The sequence below is a fragment of the Dokdonia sp. PRO95 genome (genome assembly GCF_000355805.1).
Lineage (GTDB): Bacteria > Bacteroidota > Bacteroidia > Flavobacteriales > Flavobacteriaceae > Dokdonia.
Map to the genome: position 1 here is coordinate 1,588,938 of NZ_CM001837.1, position 26,236 is coordinate 1,615,173.

Annotated in this window: 25 protein-coding genes and 1 tRNA gene; 14 read left to right on the plus strand and 12 right to left on the minus strand. The window is 37.9% G+C overall.

The window, feature by feature from the left end; genetic code table 11:
• Positions 1 to 19 precede the first annotated feature (19 nt).
• Positions 20 to 790 carry a TIGR03915 family putative DNA repair protein gene (locus D017_RS07055; RefSeq protein ID WP_081804654.1) on the minus strand — a complete coding sequence of 257 codons (771 nt, stop codon included), beginning with the start codon at positions 788 to 790 and terminating at the stop codon, positions 20 to 22.
• Position 791: 1 nt separating this feature from the next.
• Positions 792 to 2,078, minus strand: a complete 1,287-nt coding sequence (locus D017_RS07060) for a putative DNA modification/repair radical SAM protein (RefSeq protein WP_035335589.1) — start codon at positions 2,076 to 2,078, stop codon at positions 792 to 794.
• Between the two features lie 169 nt (positions 2,079 to 2,247).
• Between D017_RS07060 and D017_RS07065 the strand changes: the two genes are divergently transcribed.
• Positions 2,248 to 3,207 (plus strand): carbon-nitrogen hydrolase family protein, encoded by a 960-nt coding sequence (locus D017_RS07065; protein ID WP_035335590.1) that lies wholly within the window; start codon positions 2,248 to 2,250, stop codon positions 3,205 to 3,207.
• Positions 3,208 to 3,268: 61 nt separating this feature from the next.
• On the opposite strand, the gene D017_RS07070 is transcribed toward D017_RS07065, so the two are convergent.
• Positions 3,269 to 3,892: a biopolymer transporter ExbD gene (locus tag D017_RS07070; protein WP_035335591.1), complete on the minus strand. Its 624-nt coding sequence runs from the start codon at positions 3,890 to 3,892 to the stop codon at positions 3,269 to 3,271.
• Positions 3,893 to 4,214: 322 nt separating this feature from the next.
• Between D017_RS07070 and D017_RS07075 the strand changes: the two genes are divergently transcribed.
• The 4 genes from D017_RS07075 to D017_RS07090 are packed head-to-tail and all read left to right on the plus strand — an operon-like array spanning position 4,215 to position 8,072.
• Positions 4,215 to 5,105, plus strand: a complete 891-nt coding sequence (locus D017_RS07075; protein WP_035335592.1) for a pseudouridine synthase — start codon at positions 4,215 to 4,217, stop codon at positions 5,103 to 5,105.
• A 6-nt stretch (positions 5,106 to 5,111) separates the two neighbouring features.
• Positions 5,112 to 5,831, plus strand: coding sequence for a glycosyltransferase family 2 protein (locus D017_RS07080; protein ID WP_035335593.1), 720 nt, complete (start codon positions 5,112 to 5,114; stop codon positions 5,829 to 5,831).
• Entirely contained in the window at positions 5,824 to 6,444 is a 621-nt protein-coding gene (locus tag D017_RS07085; protein WP_035335594.1) for a lipid-A-disaccharide synthase N-terminal domain-containing protein, read from the plus strand. Before D017_RS07080 ends, D017_RS07085 begins: the two co-directional genes overlap by 8 nt.
• Complete coding sequence (locus D017_RS07090) at positions 6,441 to 8,072, plus strand: glycosyltransferase family 39 protein (protein WP_152023874.1); 1,632 nt, start codon at positions 6,441 to 6,443, stop codon at positions 8,070 to 8,072. The genes D017_RS07085 and D017_RS07090 overlap by 4 nt, the downstream gene beginning before the upstream one ends.
• Before the next feature lie 7 nt (positions 8,073 to 8,079).
• Here D017_RS07090 and D017_RS07095 read toward each other — a convergent pair whose 3' ends face one another.
• From D017_RS07095 to D017_RS07110, 4 genes are read right to left on the minus strand one after another with little or no spacing between them, the layout of a single operon-like run.
• The gene (locus D017_RS07095; RefSeq protein ID WP_035335596.1) at positions 8,080 to 9,510 is read right to left on the minus strand and encodes a DUF2029 domain-containing protein; all 1,431 of its coding nucleotides are present in this window, start codon (positions 9,508 to 9,510) and stop codon (positions 8,080 to 8,082) included.
• Complete coding sequence (locus D017_RS07100; RefSeq protein WP_035335597.1) at positions 9,507 to 10,997, minus strand: cellulose synthase family protein; 1,491 nt, start codon at positions 10,995 to 10,997, stop codon at positions 9,507 to 9,509. The genes D017_RS07095 and D017_RS07100 overlap by 4 nt, the downstream gene beginning before the upstream one ends.
• A complete protein-coding gene (locus tag D017_RS07105) occupies positions 10,994 to 11,704 on the minus strand; it encodes a glycosyltransferase family 2 protein (protein ID WP_035338084.1) in 711 nt (236 codons plus the stop codon). Before D017_RS07105 ends, D017_RS07100 begins: the two co-directional genes overlap by 4 nt.
• Before the next feature lie 4 nt (positions 11,705 to 11,708).
• Entirely contained in the window at positions 11,709 to 12,191 is a 483-nt protein-coding gene (locus D017_RS07110; RefSeq protein WP_035335598.1) for a hypothetical protein, read from the minus strand.
• 67 nt (positions 12,192 to 12,258) lie between these two features.
• Here D017_RS07110 and D017_RS07115 point away from each other — a divergent pair, with 67 nt between their 5' ends.
• Together D017_RS07115 and D017_RS07120 are read left to right on the plus strand one after the other, a co-directional pair.
• Positions 12,259 to 13,371, plus strand: coding sequence for an FAD-dependent oxidoreductase (locus D017_RS07115; RefSeq protein WP_035335599.1), 1,113 nt, complete (start codon positions 12,259 to 12,261; stop codon positions 13,369 to 13,371).
• An 83-nt stretch (positions 13,372 to 13,454) separates the two neighbouring features.
• A complete protein-coding gene (locus D017_RS07120; protein WP_035335600.1) occupies positions 13,455 to 13,913 on the plus strand; it encodes a 3-oxoacyl-ACP synthase in 459 nt (152 codons plus the stop codon).
• On the opposite strand, the gene D017_RS07125 is transcribed toward D017_RS07120, so the two are convergent.
• Positions 13,897 to 14,853, minus strand: a complete 957-nt coding sequence (locus D017_RS07125; protein WP_035335601.1) for an ABC transporter ATP-binding protein — start codon at positions 14,851 to 14,853, stop codon at positions 13,897 to 13,899. The genes D017_RS07120 and D017_RS07125 overlap by 17 nt on opposite strands.
• A gap of 89 nt (positions 14,854 to 14,942) precedes the next feature.
• On the opposite strand from D017_RS07125, the gene D017_RS07130 reads away from it, so the two are divergent.
• The 3 genes from D017_RS07130 to D017_RS07140 all read left to right on the plus strand — a co-directional run bounded on the left by D017_RS07130 (position 14,943) and on the right by D017_RS07140 (position 17,615).
• Positions 14,943 to 15,914, plus strand: coding sequence for a type I phosphomannose isomerase catalytic subunit (locus D017_RS07130; protein WP_035335602.1), 972 nt, complete (start codon positions 14,943 to 14,945; stop codon positions 15,912 to 15,914).
• A gap of 111 nt (positions 15,915 to 16,025) precedes the next feature.
• Positions 16,026 to 17,252: a metallophosphoesterase gene (locus D017_RS07135; RefSeq protein WP_035335603.1), complete on the plus strand. Its 1,227-nt coding sequence runs from the start codon at positions 16,026 to 16,028 to the stop codon at positions 17,250 to 17,252.
• A 63-nt stretch (positions 17,253 to 17,315) separates the two neighbouring features.
• Positions 17,316 to 17,615, plus strand: coding sequence for a thioredoxin family protein (locus tag D017_RS07140; protein WP_035335604.1), 300 nt, complete (start codon positions 17,316 to 17,318; stop codon positions 17,613 to 17,615).
• Positions 17,616 to 17,620: 5 nt separating this feature from the next.
• Here the strand turns inward: D017_RS07140 and D017_RS07145 are convergent, their stop codons facing one another.
• From D017_RS07145 to D017_RS07155, 3 genes are read right to left on the minus strand one after another with little or no spacing between them, the layout of a single operon-like run.
• A complete protein-coding gene (locus D017_RS07145) occupies positions 17,621 to 18,286 on the minus strand; it encodes a polysaccharide deacetylase family protein (RefSeq protein ID WP_035335605.1) in 666 nt (221 codons plus the stop codon).
• Entirely contained in the window at positions 18,287 to 19,231 is a 945-nt protein-coding gene (locus D017_RS07150; RefSeq protein WP_035335606.1) for a TerC/Alx family metal homeostasis membrane protein, read from the minus strand.
• A gap of 8 nt (positions 19,232 to 19,239) precedes the next feature.
• Complete coding sequence (locus D017_RS07155; protein WP_035335607.1) at positions 19,240 to 22,560, minus strand: DUF2723 domain-containing protein; 3,321 nt, start codon at positions 22,558 to 22,560, stop codon at positions 19,240 to 19,242.
• Positions 22,561 to 22,810: 250 nt separating this feature from the next.
• Between D017_RS07155 and D017_RS07160 the strand changes: the two genes are divergently transcribed.
• Positions 22,811 to 22,883: transfer RNA gene (locus tag D017_RS07160), tRNA-Gln, on the plus strand.
• Positions 22,884 to 23,123: 240 nt separating this feature from the next.
• Entirely contained in the window at positions 23,124 to 23,375 is a 252-nt protein-coding gene (locus D017_RS07165) for a Rho termination factor (RefSeq protein WP_035335608.1), read from the plus strand.
• 99 nt (positions 23,376 to 23,474) lie between these two features.
• Here D017_RS07165 and D017_RS07170 read toward each other — a convergent pair whose 3' ends face one another.
• The gene (locus D017_RS07170; protein ID WP_081804655.1) at positions 23,475 to 24,308 is read right to left on the minus strand and encodes a universal stress protein; all 834 of its coding nucleotides are present in this window, start codon (positions 24,306 to 24,308) and stop codon (positions 23,475 to 23,477) included.
• A 214-nt stretch (positions 24,309 to 24,522) separates the two neighbouring features.
• Here D017_RS07170 and rimP point away from each other — a divergent pair, with 214 nt between their 5' ends.
• Positions 24,523 to 24,987 carry a ribosome assembly cofactor RimP gene (gene rimP, locus D017_RS07175; RefSeq protein WP_035335609.1) on the plus strand — a complete coding sequence of 155 codons (465 nt, stop codon included), beginning with the start codon at positions 24,523 to 24,525 and terminating at the stop codon, positions 24,985 to 24,987.
• A gap of 11 nt (positions 24,988 to 24,998) precedes the next feature.
• Positions 24,999 to 26,231, plus strand: coding sequence for a transcription termination factor NusA (gene nusA / locus D017_RS07180; protein WP_035335611.1), 1,233 nt, complete (start codon positions 24,999 to 25,001; stop codon positions 26,229 to 26,231).
• The last annotated feature ends 5 nt before the right edge of the window (positions 26,232 to 26,236 follow it).

Sequence of the window (26,236 nt, forward strand, 5' to 3'; positions counted from 1 at the left end):
AAAGCGTAACCTTCCACTTTTAAGGCTGCTTCTCACTTAAATACTTCCAGTATCTCTTAGGCACATGTTGTAAGTGTAATCTCATGTTTTTACGAGACGGAATATTGGTGCTTTTAAAATAGTTTTTCCATAAGTCTTGATAATGCATTTCATCATGGGTGAAGTAAAATGGCGCAGCAAGACTACTATTAATATCATTTGAAATTTCAAGTTGTACGTAGTTTACGGTCTTTAAATCATAGAAAATACCATAATTTCTACAGCGATCATAGATGAGCCATTTTTGATCTGCATATCTATTTTTAAAGTGCATGGCATTGAGTGGTAGTGTGTCAAAATCTGGTTCGACCTCTGCAAAATAAACGTTGTCTTTAGTGAGTCTAAACCTTATAAAAGCGTCCATTCTATGTTTCTCGCGACCTACAATTTTAACCAAGTTGGTAAGTCTCAAAACGTCGATATCGGCAAAATTATCAGTGACATTTTCACCTTTAAATCCTTTTTTAATGATACGTAAAAGTACCTGCTCTCTATCTGATTGCTCACTTAAAAATGCTTTGTAAATGAGATTTCCAGCCTTCTTTCCTATTTTATCTTCAATACCTTTCCATACGCGATCAGATTTTATTTGATCTGTGTAAATAGTGTGCTCTTCATCAAAGAAATTTACGGTGACTAGTCGCTCGCTTACAATTTTCACTCGTATAGGTTTGCGGTCATAAACTTCAAATACTGCAGTGAGAAAACCTTCGAAAGTTCCATCATAGATGTATTGATCTATCATTCCCATCTTACGACACAGTTACATTTGCATTAGATTCAAAAAGGTTAAGCTGGCTGCTATAAGCACCTCTCCATTTGCTAGCAGAGTTTCCCATGATTAAACTTTTAAGTTGTGCAGCGGTGCGGTCTTTTGTTTCAAATTGTGAAGAAGCGCAAACGAGAAAATACTGAGCGCGATTCATAGAGATACCTATGGCTTTGAGATGTTCCCAACCTAGTTTTCTATATCTACGAGCATTGATAATTTTATCTACAGAGCGCATTCCTACACCAGGAATGCGAGCGAGCAATCTGCGGTCTGCATGATTTACATCTACAGGGAAGTGCTGTAAGTTGCGTAGTGCCCAACTTAATTTTGGGTCGATATCTGTTTCAAGATTAGGATGCTCTTTGTTAAGCAACTCTTGTATGCTAAATCCATAAAAACGCAATAGCCAGTCAGTTTGATACAATCTATTTTCTCGTAACATAGGCACATCTGTACCTATAGAAGGTAATCGCTCGTCATGACTTATAGGGATGTATCCAGAGTAGTACACCCTTTTCATCTGGAATTCTTTATAAAAGTATGCGCTTGTGTACATGATCTGTGCATCTGTCTCGCCCGTAGCACCTATAATCATTTGGGTGCTTTGTCCAGCGGGTGCATATATAGGAGTACTTTTTATAATCTTCTTCTCGCTTTTGTATTGAATGATCTCATTTTTCACTTTACGCATAGGCTTGATAAAGTCTTCGCGCTTTTTATCTGGAGCAAGTAATTTGAGACCTTGCTCGGTGGGAATTTCAATATTCACAGAAAGTCTATCGGCATAAAGTCCTGCTTCTCTCATTAACTCGTCGCTTGCTCCAGGTATAGATTTGAGATGGATGTAACCATTAAAATTTTCCTCAAGACGTAGTTTCTTAGCAACAAGAACGAGACGCTCCATCGTATAGTCGGCATTTTTAAAAATACCACTACTTAAAAATAGGCCTTCAATATAATTTCTACGGTAAAAGTTGATGGTGAGATCCACTACCTCTTGCACTTTGAAAGCGGCACGTTTTACATCATTACTTTTACGAGTGACGCAATATGCACAGTCAAAAATACAATGATTAGTAAGTAAGATTTTCAATAACGATACACATCGTCCATCTTCTGTATAGGTATGGCAAATTCCCATCCCACTAGAATCTCCTAGGCCTTTATTTTTATTTGTACGCTTACTGCCGCTAGAAGAGCAAGACACATCATATTTTGCAGCATCTGCGAGGATGTTGAGCTTTTCTTTAATACGTTCAAAATTCATAGCAATAGGATTTAAAACAAAATTATGGAATAATTCCTAATATATGGATTGTATCTCAAATTTTGTGAATGGTATTGAAAGAAATAAGTACGCTTTCGCGAAAGCGTAACCTCATGAAGCCGACTACTATTTAGTACTTTTAACATCATCACTTTTTTAAACTTTATATATGTCACAGCCTAACCATTTAAAAGTTGCTCTTGCTCAAATTGCTCCCGTCTGGGGGAATAGAGAAGAGACCATCAATAAAAAAAAAATCGCCATACAAGAAGCTGCCGAAAATGAGGCGGAACTCATTGTCTTTGGAGAGGGCTTGTTGCCTGGATATCCATATTGGTTATCACTTACAGATGGTGCGGCATGGGATACAAAAGTGGTGAAGGAATTACATGCGCACTACGCAAGAAATGCAGTTGATATAGAACGAGGCGATCTAGATAAAATATGTGCATTATCGAAACATTTCAATATTGCAATATATCTTGGAATTATAGAAAAACCAATGGATAGAGGAGGGGCAAGTTTATATTGTTCCTTAGTGTATATCAATCAAAATGGAGAAATACAGTCTGTACATCGCAAATTGCAGCCTACCTATGACGAGCGATTAACTTGGGCGCCAGGAGATGGTCACGGTCTAAAAGTGCATCCTCTTAAACAATTTACAGTAGGTGGTCTCAATTGCTGGGAGAACTGGATGCCATTGCCACGTGCGGCTATGTATGCACAAGGCGAAAATTTACATATAGCCGTATGGCCAGGAAGTGATTACAACACGAAAGATATCACACGATTTATTGCCAGGGAATCTCGTAGTTATGTAATCTCTGTGTCTAGTAGAATGGCAATCGCTACAGACTTTCCTGAAGATACCCCTCACTTGAATGAAATTTTAAAACGCGCTCCAGAGCGTTCATCAAATGGTGGTTCTTGCATTGCAGGACCAGATGGCGAATTCATCTTACCTCCAGACATCGAAACAGAAGGTAATATATATCATACCTTAGATTTTAATAGAGTGTATGAGGAACGTCAAAATTTTGATCCTTCTGGGCATTATTCTCGTCCAGACGTAACAAAGCTCACAGTTAACAGAGAACGTCAAAGCACGGTAACCTTTAATGATTAATTGAAAACGGCAGAAATCACTTGAAGATTTCTGCCGCTTTTTTATTGTTTGAATAGGTATTTTAAATCCTTAACTCTTTTGAAGTCTCTGCTTCTGAGATAAGCATAGGGAACATGGTTCGAACTTGTTTTATTTGAGCCTTTCTTTTTGTTACATCTCCTTTGTAAGTACCATTCTTTATAGACTTATCAGTGGTAGTAAACTCAATGCCAAATAATCGTTGTGCTTCTCTATTTCTTAAAAACTCATAAGCACTTGATATTTCATTCTGTACCGAGATATATGTATCGTAGTTTGTAAGTCTATCTGGCGAAATAGAGATTACAGCTTTCTGAGGATTATCTGACGAGAGTAGATCTCTACTGCCTTTACAGTAATCACAATATCCATCTTGATCTGATGGAGTGCCGCCATTGTCAAGAAAGTCAATGGTTAATTGCCTCAAATCTTCAAGCGGTACACGTTCATTTTCTACCAGCAGCATATTATCTGCGTTCACAATAATTTCAAAGAGGTTCTTGTTTTTGATAAGAACTTCGGTGTTGTCTTTAATCGCTGGCGGGAGTTGCCGTGCGATGCCTTTGTCTTTTTCTATAGTTGTGGTAACCAAGAAAAAAATAAGCAAAAGGAAGGCAATGTCTGCCATAGATCCTGCATTTACTTCGGGAGTAGTGCGTCTTCTCATAATGTATAAAGTTTTAAAATGTTGAACAGTCTGTGAGAATCAAGTTCTATGCCAGTGGGCTGTTTTTTAAAATGAGATCTTATTTAGAGTCACAGTGAGAATAGGTTAGGAGGGAACTTTTGATTTTAATAGGGCAATACTTATGTAAGTAATAGAAGGGTTTCACCTTAATGAGGGAGGTAGGTTAGGCTTGTTTAGGTTGATAAAAGCTTCTTTGTAATGAGGTCAAATTTTCGCGAAAGCGAGCAACTTATTATTATGCTCACTAGGTAGTAAAAGAGTACGGGGTAAATCTTATCTTTGCAGCTTAAACAATAATGTAATGAGCAGAGGAGCAGATAATAGAGGAAAAGGAAAACCATCTGGGCGTAGTGGCGCTGGCGGAAAGCAAAAGAGTGGTTCGAGAGGGACACAACCCGTGCGTAAACAAGCATCTAGACCAGGAGGAAAACCTAAGGATAAAGCCTTTGATGCACCAAAAAGACAAGCGCCTAGAAAGAAGGATGATGGAACGATGCGCCTTAATAAGTATATAGCAAACTCAGGTGTTTGTTCTCGTCGTGAGGCAGATATGTACATTTCTATAGGTCAGGTTACCGTAAATGGTAAGGTGATTAATGAGATGGGGTACCAAGTAAGACTAGAGGATGATGTTCGTTTTGATGGACGTCGTATCAACCCTGAAGCAAAAGCTTATGTGTTGCTTAATAAGCCTAAAGGCTTTGCAACTACTACGAGTAATGATAAAGGAAATACTGTAATGGATCTCGTAGCTGGTTCTACTAAATCTCGTATACAACCTATAGGTAGATTAGGACGTAATGCGATGGGATTATTACTTTTTACTAATGATGATGAGCTTGTACAGAAATTTACAAATTCTAAAAAAGGAGTAGATAAGTTATACCACGTAGAGCTTTCTAACAACTTGAAAGGAGCCGATATTGAGCGTATCAATGAAGGTCTTAAAATTGATGGTAAAACCATAACTGTAGATGAGATAAGCTATGTAGATGGAGCGCCAAAAAAGGAAGTAGGTCTTCGTATTAGAAATACGGGTAACAGTGTAATACGCACTATTTTTGAACACCTTAACTATGAGGTGGTACGTGTAGATTGTGTTACTATTGCTGGACTCACAAAGAAAGATTTACCTAGAGGTCACTGGAGACACTTAACTAAACAAGAGGTTGTAAATCTTAAAAACGGATAAGTTTTTATGGAGTATCGTCTTACCATCGTAGTCCCAGTTTATAATGAAGAAGATAACCTCGCAAGGGTAGAGTCTGAATTTGTAGCTTATTTTCAAACAGCTACAGCAAAGAGTAAGGTGCTCTTTGTAAACGATGGTTCTAAGGATACCAGTCTTGATATCATCAAGGAGATTTGCGCTAGAAATACTGACTTTGAGTATATCGCATTTACAGAAAATTGCGGACTAAGTGCCGCAATTAAAGCCGGATTTGATCACGCAGATACAGAACTCGTAGGTTATATAGATAGTGACTTACAGACGTCTCCAGAAGATTTTAATGTGCTTATTAAAGAAATAGGACCCTATGATCTTGTGACTGGCGTGCGTGCAGATCGTAAGGATAAGTTTGTAAAAAACATGTCTTCTAAGATCGCAAATGGGATACGCCGTTCGTTTACACATGATGGGATGGATGACACTGGTTGTCCGCTTAAAATTATAAAAACAGAGTACGCCCAGCGCATACCTATGTTTAAAGGTCTACACCGTTTTCTTCCTGCAATGATTTTATTGCAACATGGGAAAGTAAAACAAGTACCTGTAAGACACTTCCCGCGTATTGCTGGGGAGGCAAAATTTGGCGTTTGGAATAGATTAGTGGGTCCTCTTATGGATTGCTTTGCTTACCTCTGGATGAAGAAGAAGTACATCAATTATAAAGTAGGTAGTACAAGCCGTGGATAGTCTGTCGCTACTTGCCGTACTTGCGCAGCTTCTCTTTGGAGGGCGTATGTTATCGCAGTGGTTACTTTCAGAAAAGAGAAAAAAAGTAGTTACGCCACTCACTTTCTGGTGGCTTAGTCTTTCTGGATCCTTCGTGCTTTTTATTTATGGTTATTTTCGCACAGACTTCCCACTTATGCTGGGTCAGGTGCTGGGATATATCATTTACATAAGAAATTTACAAATCCAAAAGCAGTGGAAATTGTTACCCAAATGGTCTCAGTTTTTAATCATTGCTATTCCTATCGGGATTATTGCATACGGTTGGAATAATGGAAAATTTGACCTCGCAGCATTGTTCTCAAAAGAGGAGATGAGCACCTGGTTACTTACTCTTGGAATCGTAGCACAAGTATTATTTACACTTCGTTTTGTGTACCAGTGGTTTCATGCAGAAAAGAATAAAGAAGCAACACTACCTCTTGGGTTCTGGTTGTTTTCTTTTACGGGAGGACTTCTCTCGTTGCTGTATTTCTTATACCGTGTAGATTATGTAATGGTGCTCTCTTATGGGTTAGGAACCTTTATCTACGCACGCAATATTTATCTTCATTATAAATCTCAAAAGGCTTGATCACACTCATAGAAAAGCGGCCCATTCTCACAATCATTATCGTGGTTGGAGTTTTATTATTGCCTTTTCTTGGTGTGCTAGAAGTGACCATTATGGAAGCTCGTAACTTTGTTACAGCTAGAGAAATGCTTGTAGATGGTAACTGGATGCTCACCACCATGAATGGTGAGCCACGTTATGAAAAACCTCCTTTACCTACCTGGTTAACGGCAATTTCGGCTTGGTTTTTTGGTGTAAATAGTGTCTGGTCAATGCGTTTTCCAGTCGTATTAATGGTGATGTTGCTAGGAAGTATGATATATACGCTTTCGCGAAAGCTTGCACTTACAAAAAGAAATAGTTTTATTAACGCACTCGTAAGTATAACGACATTATATGTTATTCTTATAGTTTTTGAAGCGCCATGGGATATATATGCACATGCATTTATGCTTACGGCAATTTATTGCATTTTTAAGGGATTGAGTGAAGATACATCACGCGGGAATATATCGACTTGGCTCATCGCTGCTATATGTATAGGAGCTTCTGTGTTGAGCAAAGGCCCCGTTTCTTTATACGTATTGTTCTTGCCATTTCTGATTGCTTATCTCTTAGTGTATAGAAGCGAAACAGAACGAAGAAAGTGGTTGCCAGTAGTGCTCGTTTTGCTAGGAGGATTACTCTTAGGGTTTAGTTGGTACGGCTATGTACGTGCTGTAGATCCAGAAACCTTTGCAGCGATAGCATCGAAAGAAACTGGAAACTGGACGAGTTATAATGTGAGGCCTTTTTATTACTACTGGAGCTTCTTTGTGCAAAGCGGATTATGGACAATTCCAGCCTTCATAAGTCTATTATACCCTTATCTGAAGACTAGGGTTTCTAATAGAAAAGTATATCGTTTTACATTTTTGTGGACTGTGATTGCTGTCATTTTACTATCAATTATTCCTGAGAAAAAGTCTCGATACCTCATGCCTGTGCTTATACCACTAGCCATGAATGTTGGGTTTTATGTGACTTATCTCGTGAAACGTTTCAGCGAATTAAAAGATAGAAAAGAGATTGTTCCCGTGTATTTCAATTTGGGCTTATTGTTTTTAATATTTATAGCTGCACCTCTAGTATTAATATATCTAGCAGTAATGAACACAATAGCAGTAGATGTTATTGCTGTAATCGCTTTCTTGTTAGTTTTTATAATTGCAATTTATATTATGCGTGCTTTGCTGCGTAAAGATATATACCACGTTTTTCTGCTTATTGTACTTGCTGTTATTTGCACGGCGATAGGAAGTCTAGATGTTCTAAAAAATAACGTCTTTAATGATGATTATAGTCCTTTTAATGATGAGGTGCTAGAAAGTAGCACATCACTGTACAGTTTTGAAATGGGCGCTCCTGAGGTGTTCTGGGAAGCTGGGAAGAAGATCATTATGATTGACTCTTTAGAACCCGTAATGGAGGACGAGAGCTTCTACTTGTTATTGTGTTCAGATTGTGAAACTATTCTTGCAGAAAAGTTTAATGAATATCAAGCAACGTATGTTCAAGACTTTGATTTTAATTATAACGCAAGAGGCAGTAGAGCTTATAAAGGTAGGAAGTCTGGAAAAGTATATGAAATGATACTCACCAAAAAGTAATCTAGCTCTAAACGGCAGTCGTTGCTTTTACAGTAGTCTTAGTAGGATTATAAACTTCCCAGAAAAAAAACAGGATTACAATAACATACTCAACAGCTACAAGCCATAAGTTTTCCTTGAAACCATCTGCGCCATAGGCGCTATAACTTAACATCACAGTTGCACTCCATACTAGCGGAAAGCGATAGCGCGTAAACACACATAAAAGTAAGGGTGTGGCAACATACCACGGATGGACTGTGGTAGACATCAAAAAGTAAAAGGAGATACTAATGAGTATTGCGGTAATAGTTGCTTGCATCGATCTGTTATTTCTAAGGAATGCTATAACTATCAAGAAGACTAACACAATCTTAGGAAGTAAAGGACCAACGTCACCTATGATGTTCCAGCCAATGGTTTGATAGCCTATGTATCTAATAATATAGTAGACACTAGCATTGAACTCAAATTTCTTAAACCATAGCGCAATAGATGCTCCAAAGTTTTCGGCAAACTCATTTGTTAGGAACGGTAAGAAGGTAACTATAACCACTCCAATCACAATTAAATAGAAATAAATGAGACGAGGTAGGTTTTTTGTTATTTCGCGAAAGCGGACTTTCCAAGGATATGAGCTTCTAAAATGTGTTGTTTTTCTATCACCACGAGTTAAGAAGTATTGCATGAAAAGAGGCAGAAAGAGTAGCGGTAATAACTTAGTAGATATAGATAATGCTATCATCACAGCGCTTAATATCCACTTGCCTTGAGCCAATAAATACAAGGACAAGACTACAAAAAACAACATTACAGTCTCAAAGTGCAGATTGCCTGTCATCTCGATAATGATAAACGGATTGAGCCCATACCAGAAGATATTATGAATGGGTAAGCCTAACTTTTGTAACAATTTCTTACCGTAAATGATAATCCCAATATCTGCTAGAATAATAGTTGTTCTAAAAACGATAGCTGCGCCAATGATGCTATTGCCAGAGAATAATCCTGCGATGGCAAATATAAGTTGGTTTACGGGCGGATAATTTGTAAAGTGACTTCCGTTAAGTGCTCCCATCCCTTCATAGAGCTGTCTTGCTTGCGCTACAATCTCAAGGTTGCCTGATTCTATATAGCTTTGAGGAGTGGTTAAGTATGGATTAAGACCCTGTGTAAGCATCCGCCCGTCCCAAATAAAGCGATAAAAATCTTGAGAGAGATTTGGGATTACTGGTATAAATATGAGTCTTAATGCTACTGCAAAAACGAGTAGCAAAGAGAAGTCATTTTTGCCTTTGCTTACTATGAAGTGAAAGCAAGCAAAAAGTATGCTGTACAGACTTAGTAGGAGTGCGGTGTTAGCTCTTTCTAGTTGAAAAGCAAAGAGATAGTAGGTGACTAAGGAAACAATCGCTAGTGCAATAGGAGTTTTTTGATATTTCCAAAGACGTTCTATCACGCTTTACTCGTAAGAGATTTAAAAAATACAAATCCAAATCCCATGAACAACATTAGGTGAAAAGGGAACAGCCCAAAGTCACCACCTTGATCTCCTACAACCGATGCGTAGTACATCCCAAAACCAAAATATAACATCAAAAGTCCTTCAAAAATTACATTGATTGATATATTCTTTTTGAGATATTTATTGCCTTTCCAAGAGTCTTTAAGTTCGCTTATGTTAAACTTAGGAGTACGTATAAAATCACTTCTTTTACCTAGGTGACCTTCTATTACTGCAATAGAATTATGAAGTGAGAATCCCATAGCAATACTAAAAAATACAAAGAACATCCCCGTGTATTTGAGGAACTGCTTGAAACCTCCGCCATAAATGCTTTTAAACATAAACCAATAGCAAATAAAGAAAATCACACTGCTTATCACAAAGAAGGACATCACATAAAAGTATGGCTTTAAATGTGCGTATTCGTTCTTGATGTGTAACATAGGTATGCTCAATATTGCTACAATAAGAACATTTAAAAACATGGTACTATTTAAAAGGTGTAGTAAGCCATGCATTTTTGTTTTTGGAGAAATGGTTTTGCTCGTCAAAACCTTTCTAGACATTTTCTGGAAATTCTCTGCTCCACCCTTATTCCATCTAAATTGTTGAGAGCGTGCAGCACTTATTACTACTGGCAGCTCTGCAGGAGTTTCTACATCCTCTAGGTATTTGAATTTCCAGTTTTTGAGTTGGGCACGGTAGCTTAGGTCAAGATCTTCTGTAAGTGTATCACCTTCCCAGTTTCCGGCATCTTCTATGCACTGCTTGCGCCACAATCCAGCAGTTCCGTTAAAGTTTATAAAATGTCCTTTACTGTTTCTGCCTACTTGTTCTAGTGTAAAGTGTGCGTCAAGTGCAAAAGCCTGCACTTTTGTAAGCAAAGAATAATCTCTATTTATATGTCCCCAGCGAGTTTGTACAACGCCTATGTTGCGATCCTTAAAATAAGGAACGGTGCGCTGTAGCCAGTTAGGTTCTGGAAGAAAATCTGCATCAAATATGGCAATAAATTCGCCTTTTGCAACTTTAAGTCCTTCCTTTAAAGCACCGGCTTTAAAACCTGAACGGTCTGTGCGAGTAACGTGTTTTATGTCTAGCCCTTTATCGCTAAGGCGTTTTATGTGATTTCTTGTGGTTTCAAAAGACTCATCTGTACTATCATCTAGCACTTGGATTTCCAGCTTATCTGCAGGGTAGTCTAAGAGGGCAATATTATCTAGTAAACGCTCCATGACATACAGTTCATTATATACTGGAAGCTGTATCGTTACAAACGGAATCTGTGCAGGATCTTTAAAATTAAATAAGACAGCGTCGTCTTTCTTGCGTTGTGCTCGCAAGTAATTAAAAAGTAAGTTGAGCTGGGATAAGCTATACGCAAATATGATAATAAGCGAAATCGTGTAAATAACAATAATTACGGTTTCTAATATCATTTCTTAAAACTGTATTTAAAAATCCATCCTAGTATTTTAATTCCTGCCATTACTGCACCTTTTACGGTGCCAGAGACTTTTGAAACACCTATGCGATTGCGATAAGTTACCGGGACTTCTATATAATTCATCTTTTTCTTTAAAACCTTGAGTTGCATCTCTACCGTCCACCCATAGGTTTTGTCTTCCATCTGTAAAGCTAGTAAGCTATCGTATTTCATAGCTCTAAAAGGACCTAAATCTGTAAAATTTGCCCCAAAGAATAGCGTCATTAAGGTAGTAGCAAGCCAGTTTCCAAAAATTTGAGGAGTGGTCATTGATCCGCTTTCGCGAAAGCGTTTGTCTCTAGCACCTATAACCATGTCGTAATCTCCATTGATAATAGGGGCAACTAACTTAGTAAGCTCTTCTGGATAATCGCTATAATCACCGTCTAAAAAGACAACGATGTCTGGGCGTTGTGCAACATCATCTATACCTAAGGTTGCAATATATTCCATACCCTTCAGGCAGGCATATCCGTAACCTTTGCGTTCTTCTCTTAATACAGTAGCGCCATTTTCTCTAGCGACTTGTTCTGTATTATCTGTAGAGGCATTACTCACAACAATAACTTCACTCACAGTAGTAGGAATGTCGCGTAGCACATGACCAATGGAGTCTTGCTCGTTGTAAGCTGGTATTATTACTTTAATAAGGGGAGTCATAACGCTAGTAGAGTGATACATCAGGATTATCGCGGCGGAAATCACGTATGCTTGTCCACGCGCCTTTTAATTGATTCTTCTCGTATTTTTCTACCTTAAAAAGTTTTTTGTTTTTATATACGAGACAGAAACCATGTAAATGATTGTCAACGTACTGGCTTTTTCTTGTTTCTTGGCGCGCAAGGTCGTAAAAAATCCACCAATTTTGGGCAATTCCGTCTTCATAATGCCCTTCTTTGGTTAGTTTTCCTTGATTATTATAATAATGCCAGTATTTTGATTTTTTATTAGTTTGATAATGTCCCTCGGCGGCAATGGTGCCATTCTCGTGATAAAATTTCCAGTATTCTACCTTTTGCTCTCCCATTATCCATCCTTCTGCTTTAATGGTGCCATCATCATGATATTGCTTGCTATACATTCTCGGCTCTGGGAATGTAAATGCTATAAAAGCTAGTAAAATCGTACTAATTGCCTGCGCTGTCATAAAAGTGTTAGACGAGAGAAATTTGAGGCACTAACACAGAACACGTATTTTTAATGAAAAATATCTAATGAATTTAAGTTTCTGGGAGCGAGAATCGTGGTTTAATAATGTTGATTACACCATTGTAGGCAGCGGTATTGTGGGTTTAATGTGTGCAATACGCTTGCGCGAAAAAGATGCCAACTCAAAAATAGTGGTCTTAGAAAAAGGATTACTTCCTAATGGGGCAAGTACAAAAAATGCTGGTTTTGCATGCTTTGGGAGTATTTCAGAATTATTAGAAGATCTCAAAACACACACAGAAGAAGAGGTCATGTCGCTTGTAAAGCAACGTGTGGAAGGTTTACAGCTTTTGAGAAGTATGCTTGGAGATGAGAAAATAGACTACCAAGAACATGGAGGCTATGAGCTTTTTACGTCAGAAGATAAAGCACTATATGAGGAATGTGTGAATAATCTAACTCGTATAAACAAGTTGCTATTTTCCATCTTTAATAAGGATTTGTACACGCTCGAGGATAATGCATTTGGTTTTCACGGTGTAGAAGAAAAGGTGATTTTCAATAATGGAGAAGGCCAGATTGATACTGGGAAGATGATGAGTGAACTTCTCAAACTTGCACATGCCAAAGGAATATTCATACTAAATGGTATGACAGTAAACGCTTATAAAGAAGGAACCGAAGGTGTTGAGGTCGTAACAGCGCAGAATACATTTTTTACAAAAAAGCTTTTCATTGCTACAAATGGTTTTGCAAGCACGCTAGGACTTAGCGAAGTAAAACCAGCGAGAGCACAGGTGTTAATCACACATCCTATTCCAGAACTCAAAGTGAAAGGCACTTTTCATCTCGATAAAGGGTACTATTATTTTAGAAATATAAATAACAGAATTCTTCTAGGTGGAGGGAGAAATCTAGATATACAAGGGGAGGAAACGATGGTGATGTCTCAAACAGCACTTATTCAAAATGAGTTAGAACGACTGCTTGCTGAGGTGATTTTGCCTCATACGCCTTATACTATTGATCATAGATGGAGTGGTATCATGGGTGTGGGTATTCAAAAAAAGCCCATTGTTAAGAAAATATCTAAGCATACTTATTGCGGAGTACGTCTAGGAGGAATGGGAGTTGCTATAGGAAGTACCATAGGTAAGAATCTCGCAGATTTAATTTAGAATTTTATAGCTAGCAACTGTAACCTTTTACGTGTTTACACGTATAATATGTTTATTGTCACATTATCATTGGGAAGTAATTTATGAATCATCAAGAAATAAAATTAGAACTCTTTACAAAGTGCAAGCAGTGGATTGCAAACCGTCGCAATAAGGTAGAAACCGTGATTGCAGATATTATGGAATCTCTAGAAGACGAGACTAAGAGCTCGGCGGGAGATAAGCATGAGACTGGGAGAGCAATGCTGCAGATAGATCGTGAGCAAGCTGGTGAGCAATTGAAAGAAATAGGAAAGATAGAAGATGCTTTATCTAAAATTGATTTAAAGATAAAGAGTCAATACGTGCGTTTAGGTAGTGTAGTGCATACCTCTACAAATCGTTTCTTTATCTCTGTTTCTGCAGGAGAAATTAAGATAGAAGGAAGGCCTTATTATGCGATAGCCCTAGCGTCACCTATGGGCCAGTTATTATTAAGTAAGAAAAAAGGTGATGTAATACGCTTTCGCGAAAGCGATATTACCATTACTTCGGTGTACTAATTTTCAAGCCTAGTGCGACATTAGTATGCTTAGCATACGGGTCTGATGCGTTAAAAAGAACTGTTGTGTCTCCTACTAGAGCGGTTACCAAATAGTGCGAACCCATAAAGTAGCAATCTGTAACGATTGCTATTTTTCCATCTGGTACTGTAGTAATCTCATGAGGATGTAATAATAAAGTGTCATCACCTTTATAATTTTTTAAAAACCAAGTTTTAGGCAGTTCATTAATATCTCCGAAAAGCGAACCAACATAATAGTTGGGCGGATTTTTATATAGTTTAAATGTTTCCTCATGGGCGATTACTTTGCCACCTTTCATCACTACCGTCTTATCCATAAATGCTAGCACATCTGTACTGTCATGAGTGGCAACAAGGCAGGTGATTTGTTGTTTTTTCAGATAACTAAATAACCTACGGCGTAATTTATTTTTTCTAAAGTTGTCTATATGTGAGAATGGCTCGTCTAGTAGGAGTAATTCTGGTTCCTTTGCTAGGGTTTGTGCAAGTGCAACTCGTTGCTTTTGTCCGCCAGAGAGTGTTTTTACGTGTGCATTTGCATACGCCGTCATTTCTACCACTTCCATGAGCTCATCTGTGCGTGCTTTACTCGCTTCTGGCTCTAGTCGGCTTAAATATTTATTAATATTTTCTGCTACCGAGGTGAACGGCATGAGGTCAAAATCTTGAGAAAGATATTTTATAAAGGGCATTCCTGGTATGAGATGATCTTCTGGACCGGTGATTTTTTCTTCATTCCATGTGATAGACCCTTCATCTAGGTCATAAAGCCCGTAAACCATTTTGAGTAAAGTGGTCTTGCCACAACCACTTTCTCCTATGAGTGCGATATGCTCACCCTGATTGATAGACAGGTTGATAGCCCCTATTGTAAAGCGGTTAGAAATATGAAATAGTACATCTGTTAATTTAAGCATAGCAATTACAAAAATACAGATAGCGAATCAAGAAATAGAAGTGATAGAAAAAATTAAGGTAAGCTGTATATTTGCGACCTACTTAGACTATGAAACTATATCCCCTTTTTTTTACTCCACACTTTAAATACCGCCTTTGGGGTGGTGATAAATTGCGCACAGAGCTCAATAAAGAATTTGATGGGGATCAGATAGGTGAATCTTGGGAGGTTTCTGATGTAGAGGGAAGCGAGACCCAAGTTTTTAATGGACCTCTTGCAGGTAGTACCTTGCATGAGCTTATTACCAGCTTTGGAGAGCAATTTTTAGGAGCATCGGTACTTGAGAGATTTGGTACAAATTTTCCTTTGCTTATTAAGTTTCTAGATGCAAAAACCCCGCTTTCTGTACAAGTTCACCCAGATGATAAAGTAGCAAAGGAGCGCCATAATTCATTAGGTAAAAACGAGATGTGGTACATCATGCAAGCAGATCATGATGCTAGTATTATTGTTGGTTTTGAAGAGGACACCTCAAAAGAACAATATGAAGAGGCTGTAAAAAGCGGAGATATAGTCAACCTATTGCATACAGAATATATAAAAGAGGGCGATATCTTCCACATACCCACAGGTAGAGTACATGCTATAGGTGCAGGAGTATTACTGGCTGAGATACAGCAAACCTCAGATGTTACTTATCGCATTTATGATTATAATAGAATAGATGCAAAAACCGGTGCTTTACGAGATTTGCATAGTGAAGAGGCTATAGATGTGGTAGATTTAAAGGGATATGACACTTATAATACTCCTTACAAAACCCAAATTAACAATGCAGTGCCTATTATGGATACACCGTATTTTCAAACAACATTATTAGCGGTAGAAGGTAAAACAGACAGGGATTATAGTGACAAAGATTCTTTTACAATTCTTATCTGTGTAGATGGTAACACAACATTCTCATGTGATGATAAGGAGTATGCTTTACAAAAGGGGCAGACTGTGGTATTACCTGCGGTAGTAAATAAACTTTCATTTACTAGTAGTCATGCAAAAATTCTAGAAGTTACTGTTTAATAAGTTCGCTTTCGCGAAAGCGTAGGTAAATAGTGTCTATATAGTTAAAGAAACGTGAAACGGAACGCAACTTATAGTACACCCTCTATTTTTGTTTAAATTCATTTTACTGTGCTCAGATTTATTTTTATTATCCTTTTTGTGATTGCCTTAGATATATATGCTTATCAAGCATTTAGATTTCTCGTAAAAGGCCGCTGGGGAACCATTTTATATTTCTTAATTACCGTTTTTATTATCGGAGGGATGATTTATCAATTCTCTACTGGAGGACGCCGTAATATGAGTGTGTTAACACAATTCTTTGTGGTTTCATTTATCATTTTAATGGTTTGTAAGTTAGTAATTATTGCAACCATGTTTGGTGAAGATATCTTTAGACTTATAAGAGGGGGAGTACATAAAATCTCTTCAAGCTCAGAAGGTAAAGCAATACCTTCACGTCGTAAATTTGTAAGCCAGATTGCACTAGGATTAGCAGCTATACCATTTGCTTCTATTTTATACGGCGTTATAAAAGGGCGTTATAATTTTAAAGTCCTCAAGTATACGCTCACCTTTGATGATCTTCCAGCTGCTTTTGATGGGTATAAGATTACTCAGATAAGTGACATACATAGCGGCAGCTTTGATAACAAGGAGAAGGTGAATTATGCTATAGATCTTATCAATGAGCAGGCTAGTGATGCTATCTTATTTACTGGTGATATGGTGAATAATGAGGCAAGTGAAATGGATCAATGGCAAGACTCTTTTGCACGTTTACAAGCAAAGGATGGTAAATTCTCTGTATTAGGTAATCATGATTATGGTGATTATGTGCAGTGGCCTACGCCTCAAGCAAAGATCGATAACCTCAATAGACTCAAGGAGATCCAAAAAGAAATGGATTTTAAGCTATTACTTAATGAACATCACTTTATTAAAAGAGATGGAGAGCGCCTTGCAATTGTAGGGGTAGAAAACTGGGGTGAAGGCGGATTTAAAAAAGCAGGAGATCTCAATAAAGCAATAAGCGGGTTAGATAAAAAAGACTTCAAGATATTAATGAGTCATGACCCCTCACACTGGGAGTTTGAGGTAAAAGATCATCCAGACCATTTTCACTTAACGCTTAGTGGTCACACGCATGGCATGCAATTTGGTATTGAGATACCTGGTTGGTTTAAATGGAGCCCTGTAAAGTGGCGTTATAAATACTGGGCAGGTATCTATAAAGATGCAAAGCAGTATATAAATGTAAACCGCGGTTTTGGGTATCTTGCTTTTCCAGGAAGGGTAGGAATATGGCCTGAGATAACTGTTATAGAGCTGAAAAAAGGGAGTGCAAACGCATAATACCAAGAAAGTGCTATCTTTACTAAGCACGCAATCCCTAATTGATTAATAAAATCCATAGGTATGTCAAAATTTGGAGAACTTATAGACTTAAATATTCCGGTACTGCTAGACTTTTATACAGACTGGAACGAAAACTCAATGGCAATGCACCCAGTACTTAGAGAAGTAGCAGCTGCTATAGGAGATAAGGGTAAGGTAATTAAGATAGATGTAGATAAAAATAACAAGCTAGCAGAGGCACTGCGCATTAAAGCTTTACCTACACTTATTATTTATAAAAACGGGGAGATGATATGGCGTCAAAGCGGGGAGCTAGATGCAAATACCATTATTGGTATTATGGAAGAGTATTCTTACTAACATCATCATAATTTTCCAAAGCCAAAACCAGCATTTTCAAAATACTCAATAGTCTTAGGAAGTGCATACTGCAAGTTCTTATATGCTTTTACACTGTCGTGAAAAACGATAATATCTCCATCCTTTGCAGTATCAATTACATTATGTAAACATGCTTCTGGAGTAAGGCTTGATTCCCAGTCATAAGCCACCACACGATACATTACGATTTTATATCCCATCTTGCGCAAGGCAGATGCTTGAGTGCGCTTTATTTTTCCATATGGTGGTCTAAATAGCGTACTTGATAATGTATCAGGATTACGTTCTATATGCTTACTCATCTCAAGTTCGGCGAGCTGTGTGTTTTTTAAATACGTCTCGTTATCTGTTTTCCATCCTTGTAAGTGATTGTAGGTGTGATTTCCTATAGAATTACCTTCAGCAAGGATTCTTTTAAATACCTCTGGATGCTTACGCACATTGTCTCCTATGCAAAAAAAAGTAGCGGGAATGGGGTTGTCTCGCTTTCGCGAAAGCGTATCTAAAACAAAATCGGTAACCTCAGGAATAGGTCCGTCATCAAAGGTGAGATAGATGGTTTTCTTGCCTTTTGGTTTGCTCCATAAATACCAACTTGGATACAACCAAGTAAATATGGTAGGCACTCGAGAAGGTTTTAAAAAGCTCATCTACAGTCGTGTCTGATCTTTGCTAAGAGAGTACATAACTCCTGCGCCTAGACAAACAAAAATAACAACGAGCGATAACCATTCTGGGAACGGATAGTAATGACCTACAATAAGTTTGGCTGCGACAAATAGTAGTATTACGAAAACACTATACTTAAGATACTTAAATCGCTCTAGCATGTTCGCTAAAAAGAAATAGAGTGACCTTAAACCCATAATGGCAAATATATTTGAACTGTATATTATAAATGGATCTTTTGTGATAGCTAGTATCGCTGGGATGCTGTCTAGAGCAAATAATAAGTCTGTGAGTTCTATAGTGACCAAAGCGCCAAATAATGCTGTAAAAACGCGCTTTCCATCTACTGTAGTGACCCAATTATCTCCGTCTATTATTTTTGAGAATTTAAACCATTTGGCAAGACCTTTAGGCTCTTCATTCTTTACGGGTTCTTGGTCGTCTTTAAGCATCTTAAACGCTGTAAAGAGTAGGATGCCTCCAAAAATGAAATGCATTCCAGGTATCTTATTAATAAGTGTAATGCCCACTCCGATAAGTAGCGCTCTAAATATAATGGCACCTAAAATTCCTAAAAACAATAGCCTATGTTGGAACTTACTTGGTATTTTAAAAGAAGTAAATATTACAGCAATCACAAAGAGATTATCTACACTGAGCGATAGCTCAACCAGATAACCTGTTAAATAGGTGACTACTGCTTTTGTGCCAGAATAATCATAAGGATTTGCTACTAGTCCTGAGCTATAAAACCAATAAATAAGCCCTCCAAAGAGAAGGGCGTTAGTTATAAAAAAGATGGTCTCGTACGATGCTTTTTTAACGCTTATAGTTGTCCCTTTTTTGTGTAGCACAAAAAAGTCTACCAGCAGTAGGATAACTATATAACCTATTAATAAGGCCCATGGTAAAATATGCTCCTGCATCGTTGAGGTTAGTTTAAGTCTGTTAGTACTTCATCTTTTACACTGTCTTGAGCTGGGATTTCAATGGACGGTTCAGGTAGTGTTTCAAGTAATTCTTGAGGAACTTCCTCTCCTTCATCATCGCCCATCAAATATGGGAACGTGCGCATGTAGTTATCAAAGACTTTTGCTTCTTTTTCAAACAGTTCTCTATCATCATTTATAATAAGAAGGTCTACAAGACTTCTGTACTTTTCAATATTAGTCAAGATCTCTTCATAATATTTGTATTGAAGCTCTTCATCTACATTGCTAAAGTAAGTGAGCTGCTCTTGATACTTAGCAGCAACTTCTTTCCATATGTCTCTAGCGCGTTGTGTTTCTCCTATTTCATAATATCCAGTGATATATGGTTCTACAAGCGTGTAAAACTCAAAGATATCCACCGGCATTTTTTCCATCGCGAGGTCCATGATTTCCTTTGCTTTTTCTGGCTTGTTTTCTGCGAGAAGTTGCTCTACTAGACGTGCCATGTTACCTCTGTAGGTGATAGCATTAGTGCGCGTCTCACGATCGTGATAGATGTCTGGGCTTCCGCTGTTACCCCAGTACCATTTCTTTACAATGTCATACATCTTATCTGCATCTACGCGTCCCATATCATAAGGATTACGAGGATCGATAGGAGTCCTTATAGGAATGAGTTTATAAGCTACACCATCCAGTTGTAGATAGTCCTTCATCCATAAGTAGTCATCATCACCAAAGCTTCCTCCAGTAAAATAAATAGGTCGCTCCCAGTTGTTGCTAGCGATAATATCTAGCATAAGTAGTCTATTCTTGTAAAGAACATTTCCTTTAAGTTCAATGTCTATGTATGGTACAATTTGATCTGCATCATCCATAGGTACAATCTTGTTCTTGAGTACAGCTTCTTTATTTACAGGAATACGTATCTTTTTACTAGGGAAGGTGTTGAAAAACTGGCCTTTTGCGTACTCTACCTTTGTTCTAGGATCATCACTAGCAACAAAACTCATCCATTGCGAGATAGGAATAATAGAGTCCTTGGTTTCTTGATAAAACAGGGCTTCTCTATTGTCTGCCGCATACTTGTCGTGTGTAAGCGAGCTAGGCACCGGCGGACTCTTATATGCCGCTCTCTTCATCTGGTCGTAGTACCAGTCTGTATTAATCAAACTTGTATTCACAATACGTACGTCGGTACGATATCCTTCAATTTCTTGAGCATACCAGAGTGCAAATGTGTCATTATCACCTATCGTAAATATTATGGCATTCTCATCTACAGAGTCTAGATACTTTTTTGCCATGGCTAGTGCCGTTTTCCTTCCTGAGCGATCATGGTCGTCCCAGTTTTGAGAGGCTAGCAATACAGGAGCAGCAAGCAAACATATGGTAGCCACGATAGGCATTGCTATTTTAGGTTTTATAAAATCTTTTACAATGTCAAATAGCGCATACACCCCAAAGCCTATCCACATCGCAAAGACGTAAAAGGATCCCACTAGAGCATAATCACGCTCACGAGGTTCAAAAGCACGTTCATTTAAGTACACTTTTAATGCAAGACCAGTGAATAAGAAGAAGACTAGTAATACTGCAAAGCGTTTCCAGTCTTTACTTGCGTGAAAGAGTAGGCCTAATAATCCAAGTAATAATGGTAGGAAGTAATAGGTGTTACGGGCTTTATTATCGGCAACGTCAGACGGTAGGTTGTCTTGTGGCCCTAGGAACATACTGTCTATAAAGTCTATTCCAGAAATCCAGTTTCCGTTGAAGTCATCGCCCTTACCTTGTATATCATTCTGTCTTCCTACAAAGTTCCACATGAAGTATCGCCAGTACATATACCCAAACTGGAAACTAAACATATAATTCATGTTTGCTGCAAAAGATGGTTTTTCAACATCGAGATATTGACCTATCTGGCTTTTTAAAAAGGCATCATAACCTTCATAATTTACTTTTCCTTCTCTATAGTCTATCTTAAATTGCGTTACAACATCTTGAAGATACTGACGGTCTTCCTCTGGCATATCAGGATCATACTTGATACTGAATTTTAAAGGACCCGTATACTGCATGTAATTTGCATTGTTTTCCGGACTCCACATTCTTGGTAAGATGGCATTATGGGCATCATCAAGATTTTGCTTTGCATTACGCCATTCATTTACCACTACATATTTTCCAAGAGCTTCGTCTTTCTCGTACAACTTTGGTTTGTCAAGGTATGGCGTGTCTGGATCTAGCCCAGAATAATCTGAGGTAAATTGTGGTCCATAAAAGAGTTTTGTTTCGGCATATTGCTCACGGTTATAATATGCCAGTAATGATCGAGCATTTGACGGGTTGTTCTCATTAATGGTAGTACCTGCATTTGCACGTATAGGAAGCATCATCCAACTAGAAAACCCTATAAAGATGTAAAGCATGCAAAGTAGCATGGTGTTAAGGAGTGGTTTGTTAAGTTTTCGCGAAAGCTTAAACCCATACACAAATAACCCTACAAGAAGTAAACCTGCTATAATGGTACCGCTGTTAAAAGGTAGTCCCATAGAGTTTACAAAGAAAACTTCTAGGTACCCAAACAATGATAACGTATATGGTAATAGTAATTTGAAAATGAACATCAAGATGGCAACCACAATAACCAGTGCTATGATAAGATTTTTGGGAGTTACTTTTTCTGTGTTTTTGAAGAAATAGAGTAAGCCAATTGCTGGGATGGTAAGTAGTCCCATGAAGTGAATACCAAATGAAAGTCCTACAATAAAGGATATCAATATAAGCCAGCGATTACCTCTAGGTTCGTGCATATCACGCTCCCACAATAATCCTAAGTAAAATAAAAGAGAGAGTACCACAGCTGCTGGAGCATATACCTCTGCCTCTACGGCGTTAAACCAAAAACTATCTGTAAACGCAAATGCAAGCGCACCTATAGCAGCACTAGCAAGTATTGCCTGTTGCTTTGTTTTTGTAATGAGTTCCTTATTGATGGTAAGCGCTCTCGTAATTAATAAGGTGAGCGACCAAAACATAAAAAGTATAGTAAATGCACTTGTAAGACACGATAGATAATTTACTGCAAGTGCTATGTAGGTAGCATCTGGTGCAAAAATAGAAACAAAGGCTCCTAGTATTTGGTAAAGTGGTGCTCCAGGTGGGTGGCCTATTTCAAGTTTTGAGGAGGTAGAGATGTACTCTCCGGCATCCCAGAAACTCGCTGTGGGCTCCACGGTAAGAGAGTAAACAATAAGGGCAATGGCAAATACTGTCCAGCCTAATATCTTATTATACTTCGCAAAATTGAAGTCGGTCATATTGTATGTTTTGTAAAAGGACGAAGTTAAGCAATACGTGTGATTTGTGGTAACGTCATAGAATCATTAATTATTGAGTTTGAAAAAAGTTTTTTTAACCTAGAATGCCATATTTAATTCAAATTCAAATGCTTGTGTGTGCTCATGTGATTTTGGGGTAATTTTTATTTTAAAAAAATGAGATTTTTTTAAAATAATGTTTGGATTATTAAAACTTTGGTTTAAATTTGCACTCGCTATCACAAAATAGTGGCCTATGGTGTAACTGGCAACACGTCTGTTTTTGGTGCAGAAGAGTCTAGGTTCGAAACCTAGTGGGCCAACAAGAAACCCGACCTTTTATTAGGTCGGGTTTTTTTATGCGCTCAAGTTTTGATAATATTCTTCCATCTAATTATACGGGCTCAATGCTATCTGCGTATTACTATTTTACGCTATTGCGTGTCCTAATTAATCTATTTCATCTTTTTACTCATAAAGTCTCTTAAAAAAGTTATACTATTCTAAAAACCAATTGTTCTAGTGAACCAAAAGAGTAGTTTTAAGTGTAAAAAGAAATAATTATGGATAAAGGAAGTAGGTCATCGATTGTGAATGAGGAGCAATACGAGGCATTAAGGGATGAGGGTATGAGTAAAGAGAAGGCTGCGCGTATTGCAAATACACCAGATGCTAGTAAAAAAGGAGGTGCCTCAAAGCCTTATGAAGAGCGCTCTAAGGAGGAGTTATACGATCAAGCTAAGGATTTGGAGATAGATGGTCGTAGCACAATGGATAAGGAAGAGTTGATAAAAGCTTTGAGAGAGGATCGTTAATTTGTTCTAGGCTTTCGCGAAAGCGTAAAAAATCTAGAGCACATCAAGCGTGAATATTCCCTCAAATAGTCAGTAATGAATTGTGCTCTAAACTATATTTTAAATTCTGAAAGTAATTACGGGTCGTTTTGCGTGATTTACGAGTCCTTCACTTAATGAGCCGTTTAAGAAGTGGGCGAGCCCTTTGCGCCCGTGGGTGGCGATACCTACAAGACCAGAGTCAATCATCTCTGCAAAATGGAGAATCCCACTTTCTATGGTATTGTCATTATAGATGTTTAAGGTGCAGTTTTCTACATGTCCTTCTATATCCATGAATTTTTTCATTTGTTCTTCCACCTCGTGGGTTGATCTAAAATCTCCTGGTGTATTAACATAAAGGGAGTGTAGTTGTGCATTGTTTGCTCTGGCAAATGCTATAGCTTGTTTAAAAGCATTGTGGTTCTCTGCTTGAAAATCAAGTGCATAAATAAAATTTTTAATTTCAAACTGCTCATGTCTATTTTTAATAATGAGTACTGGGATTTTAGAATTACGCACTACTTTTTCTGCATTTGAACCAACGAAGAACTCGTGCAAACCGCTATCTCCGTGGGAGCCCATGACAATGAGATCTGATTTGTATTTGTTTACATAATCCATGATTCCTTCAAACGCACCATCAAACTCTGCGCTTTCTTCAACAACTACTCCATCTAGAAAAGGTGCGCTCATCATAGATTCAAATCTTTGATGGGCTAGTTTCATGAAAAAAATGGCTTCTGGAAGTTCGCTTTGGTTTCCAGTCACGGCGTCTACTAATGTCATGGGTAGATCTACCATGTGAAGTAAATTAATAGATGCATTGTGTTTTTTAGCAAGGTCTGCGGCAACTCTTAATGCGTTTTCAGCCTGTTCAGAAAAATCGGTAGGTACAAGTATCTTTTTTATCATGCTAATAATTATTTAGTGAATCTGGCTATCAAGATAGACGCTTTGTCGTCTTGTAGTACAGATGTAAATACTCATTAAGAAAGGCATCTTAAATTTACAAAATAATACGCAGGGTTTTAGGCTTTTAAAAACGGATAATTTGTAGTATATTTGCACCGTTGAAAGACGAAGTGAATACAGAGGGGACAGCGGTCCCCTCTTTTTATAGGCTTATATGTTGAAGGAAAAAGTAACCAATTTACTACAGGAAGCGCTGGATGAAAATCCAAGTTTATTTTTGATTAGTCTTGATATTCAAGGGAATAACGAGGTTAAAATTATTATAGACGGTGATAGCGGTGTGACAGTTGAGGATTGCATGGCGGTGAGTCGTAAGGTGGAGCATAACTTAGATCGTGAGGAAGAAGACTTCTCGCTAGAAGTGATGTCTGCTGGAGCTACGAGCCCATTGGAAATACCAAGACAGTACAAAAAGAATGTAGGAAGACACCTAGAAATGAAGACGCAGGAAGGTTTGAAAATCGAAGGGTTGATGACCGAGGCGACAGATGAAGGTGTTACCCTTACTTGGAAAACAAGAGAGCCTAAGCCTGTAGGTAAAGGAAAAGTAACTGTCGAAAAGATAGAGACAATACCTTACAGTGAGATAGTTCAAGCAAAAGTGATGATTAAATTTTAACAAATGTTGATATGGAGAATTTAGCGTTAATCGATTCTTTTTCAGAATTTAAGGACGATAAATTAATAGATCGTGTAACCTTAATGGCCATCTTAGAAGAGGTGTTCAGAAGTACGTTAAAGCGACGTTTTGGTAGTGATGATAACTTTGATATTATTATAAACCCTGATAAAGGAGATCTTGAAATCTGGCGTAACCGTGTGGTTGTTGCAGATGGTGAGGTAGAAGATGATAATGAAGAAATTTCATTAACTGATGCTCGTAAGATTGAGGAGGATTTTGAAGTAGGAGAGGATGTGTCTGAAGAGGTAAAGCTTTTTGACTTGGGTAGACGTTCTATCTTGGCATTACGTCAAAATTTAATTAGTAAGATTCATGAGCATGATAATACGAACATATACAAGCAGTTTAAAGAGCTTGAAGGTGATTTGTATACTGCAGAAGTGCATCACATTAGACACAGAGCAATAATTTTACTTGATGATGACGGTAATGAAATTATCTTACCAAAAGATCGTCAGATTCCTTCAGATTTTTTCCGCAAAGGAGAAAATGTTCGTGGAGTAATTGAAAGCGTAGAGTTAAAAGGTAATAAGCCTTCTATTGTTATGTCTCGTACATCTCCGTTGTTTTTGGAGAAATTGTTCGAGTCGGAGATACCTGAGGTTTTTGACGGTTTGATTACGGTTAAAAAGGTTGTGCGTATCCCAGGTGAAAAAGCTAAGGTAGCGGTAGATTCTTATGATGATCGTATCGATCCAGTAGGAGCTTGTGTAGGTATGAAAGGTTCTCGTATTCACGGTATTGTACGTGAGTTAGGAAATGAGAATATTGATGTGATAAATTACACAACAAACCTTAACTTGTACATAACTAGAGCTTTGAGCCCTGCGCGTATTACAAGTATTAAGATTAATGAGGGAAATAAAACCGCACAAGCAGTGCTTAAGCCTGAAGAGGTGAGTAAAGCTATAGGTCGCGGTGGTCATAACATTCGTTTGGCTGGACAGCTTACTGGATATGAGATTGACGTTTACAGAGAGGGAGTTGAAGAAGACGTTGAGCTTACAGAATTTTCAGATGAGATAGAAGCGTGGGTTATTGAAGCTTTCGCGAAAATTGGTCTTGATACAGCAAGAAGCGTATTAGAGCAAGATGCAGAAGATCTTGTACGTCGTACAGATTTAGAAGAAGAAACAGTTCTTGATGTGATGAGAATCCTCAAGGCAGAATTTGAAGAATAGAGTAC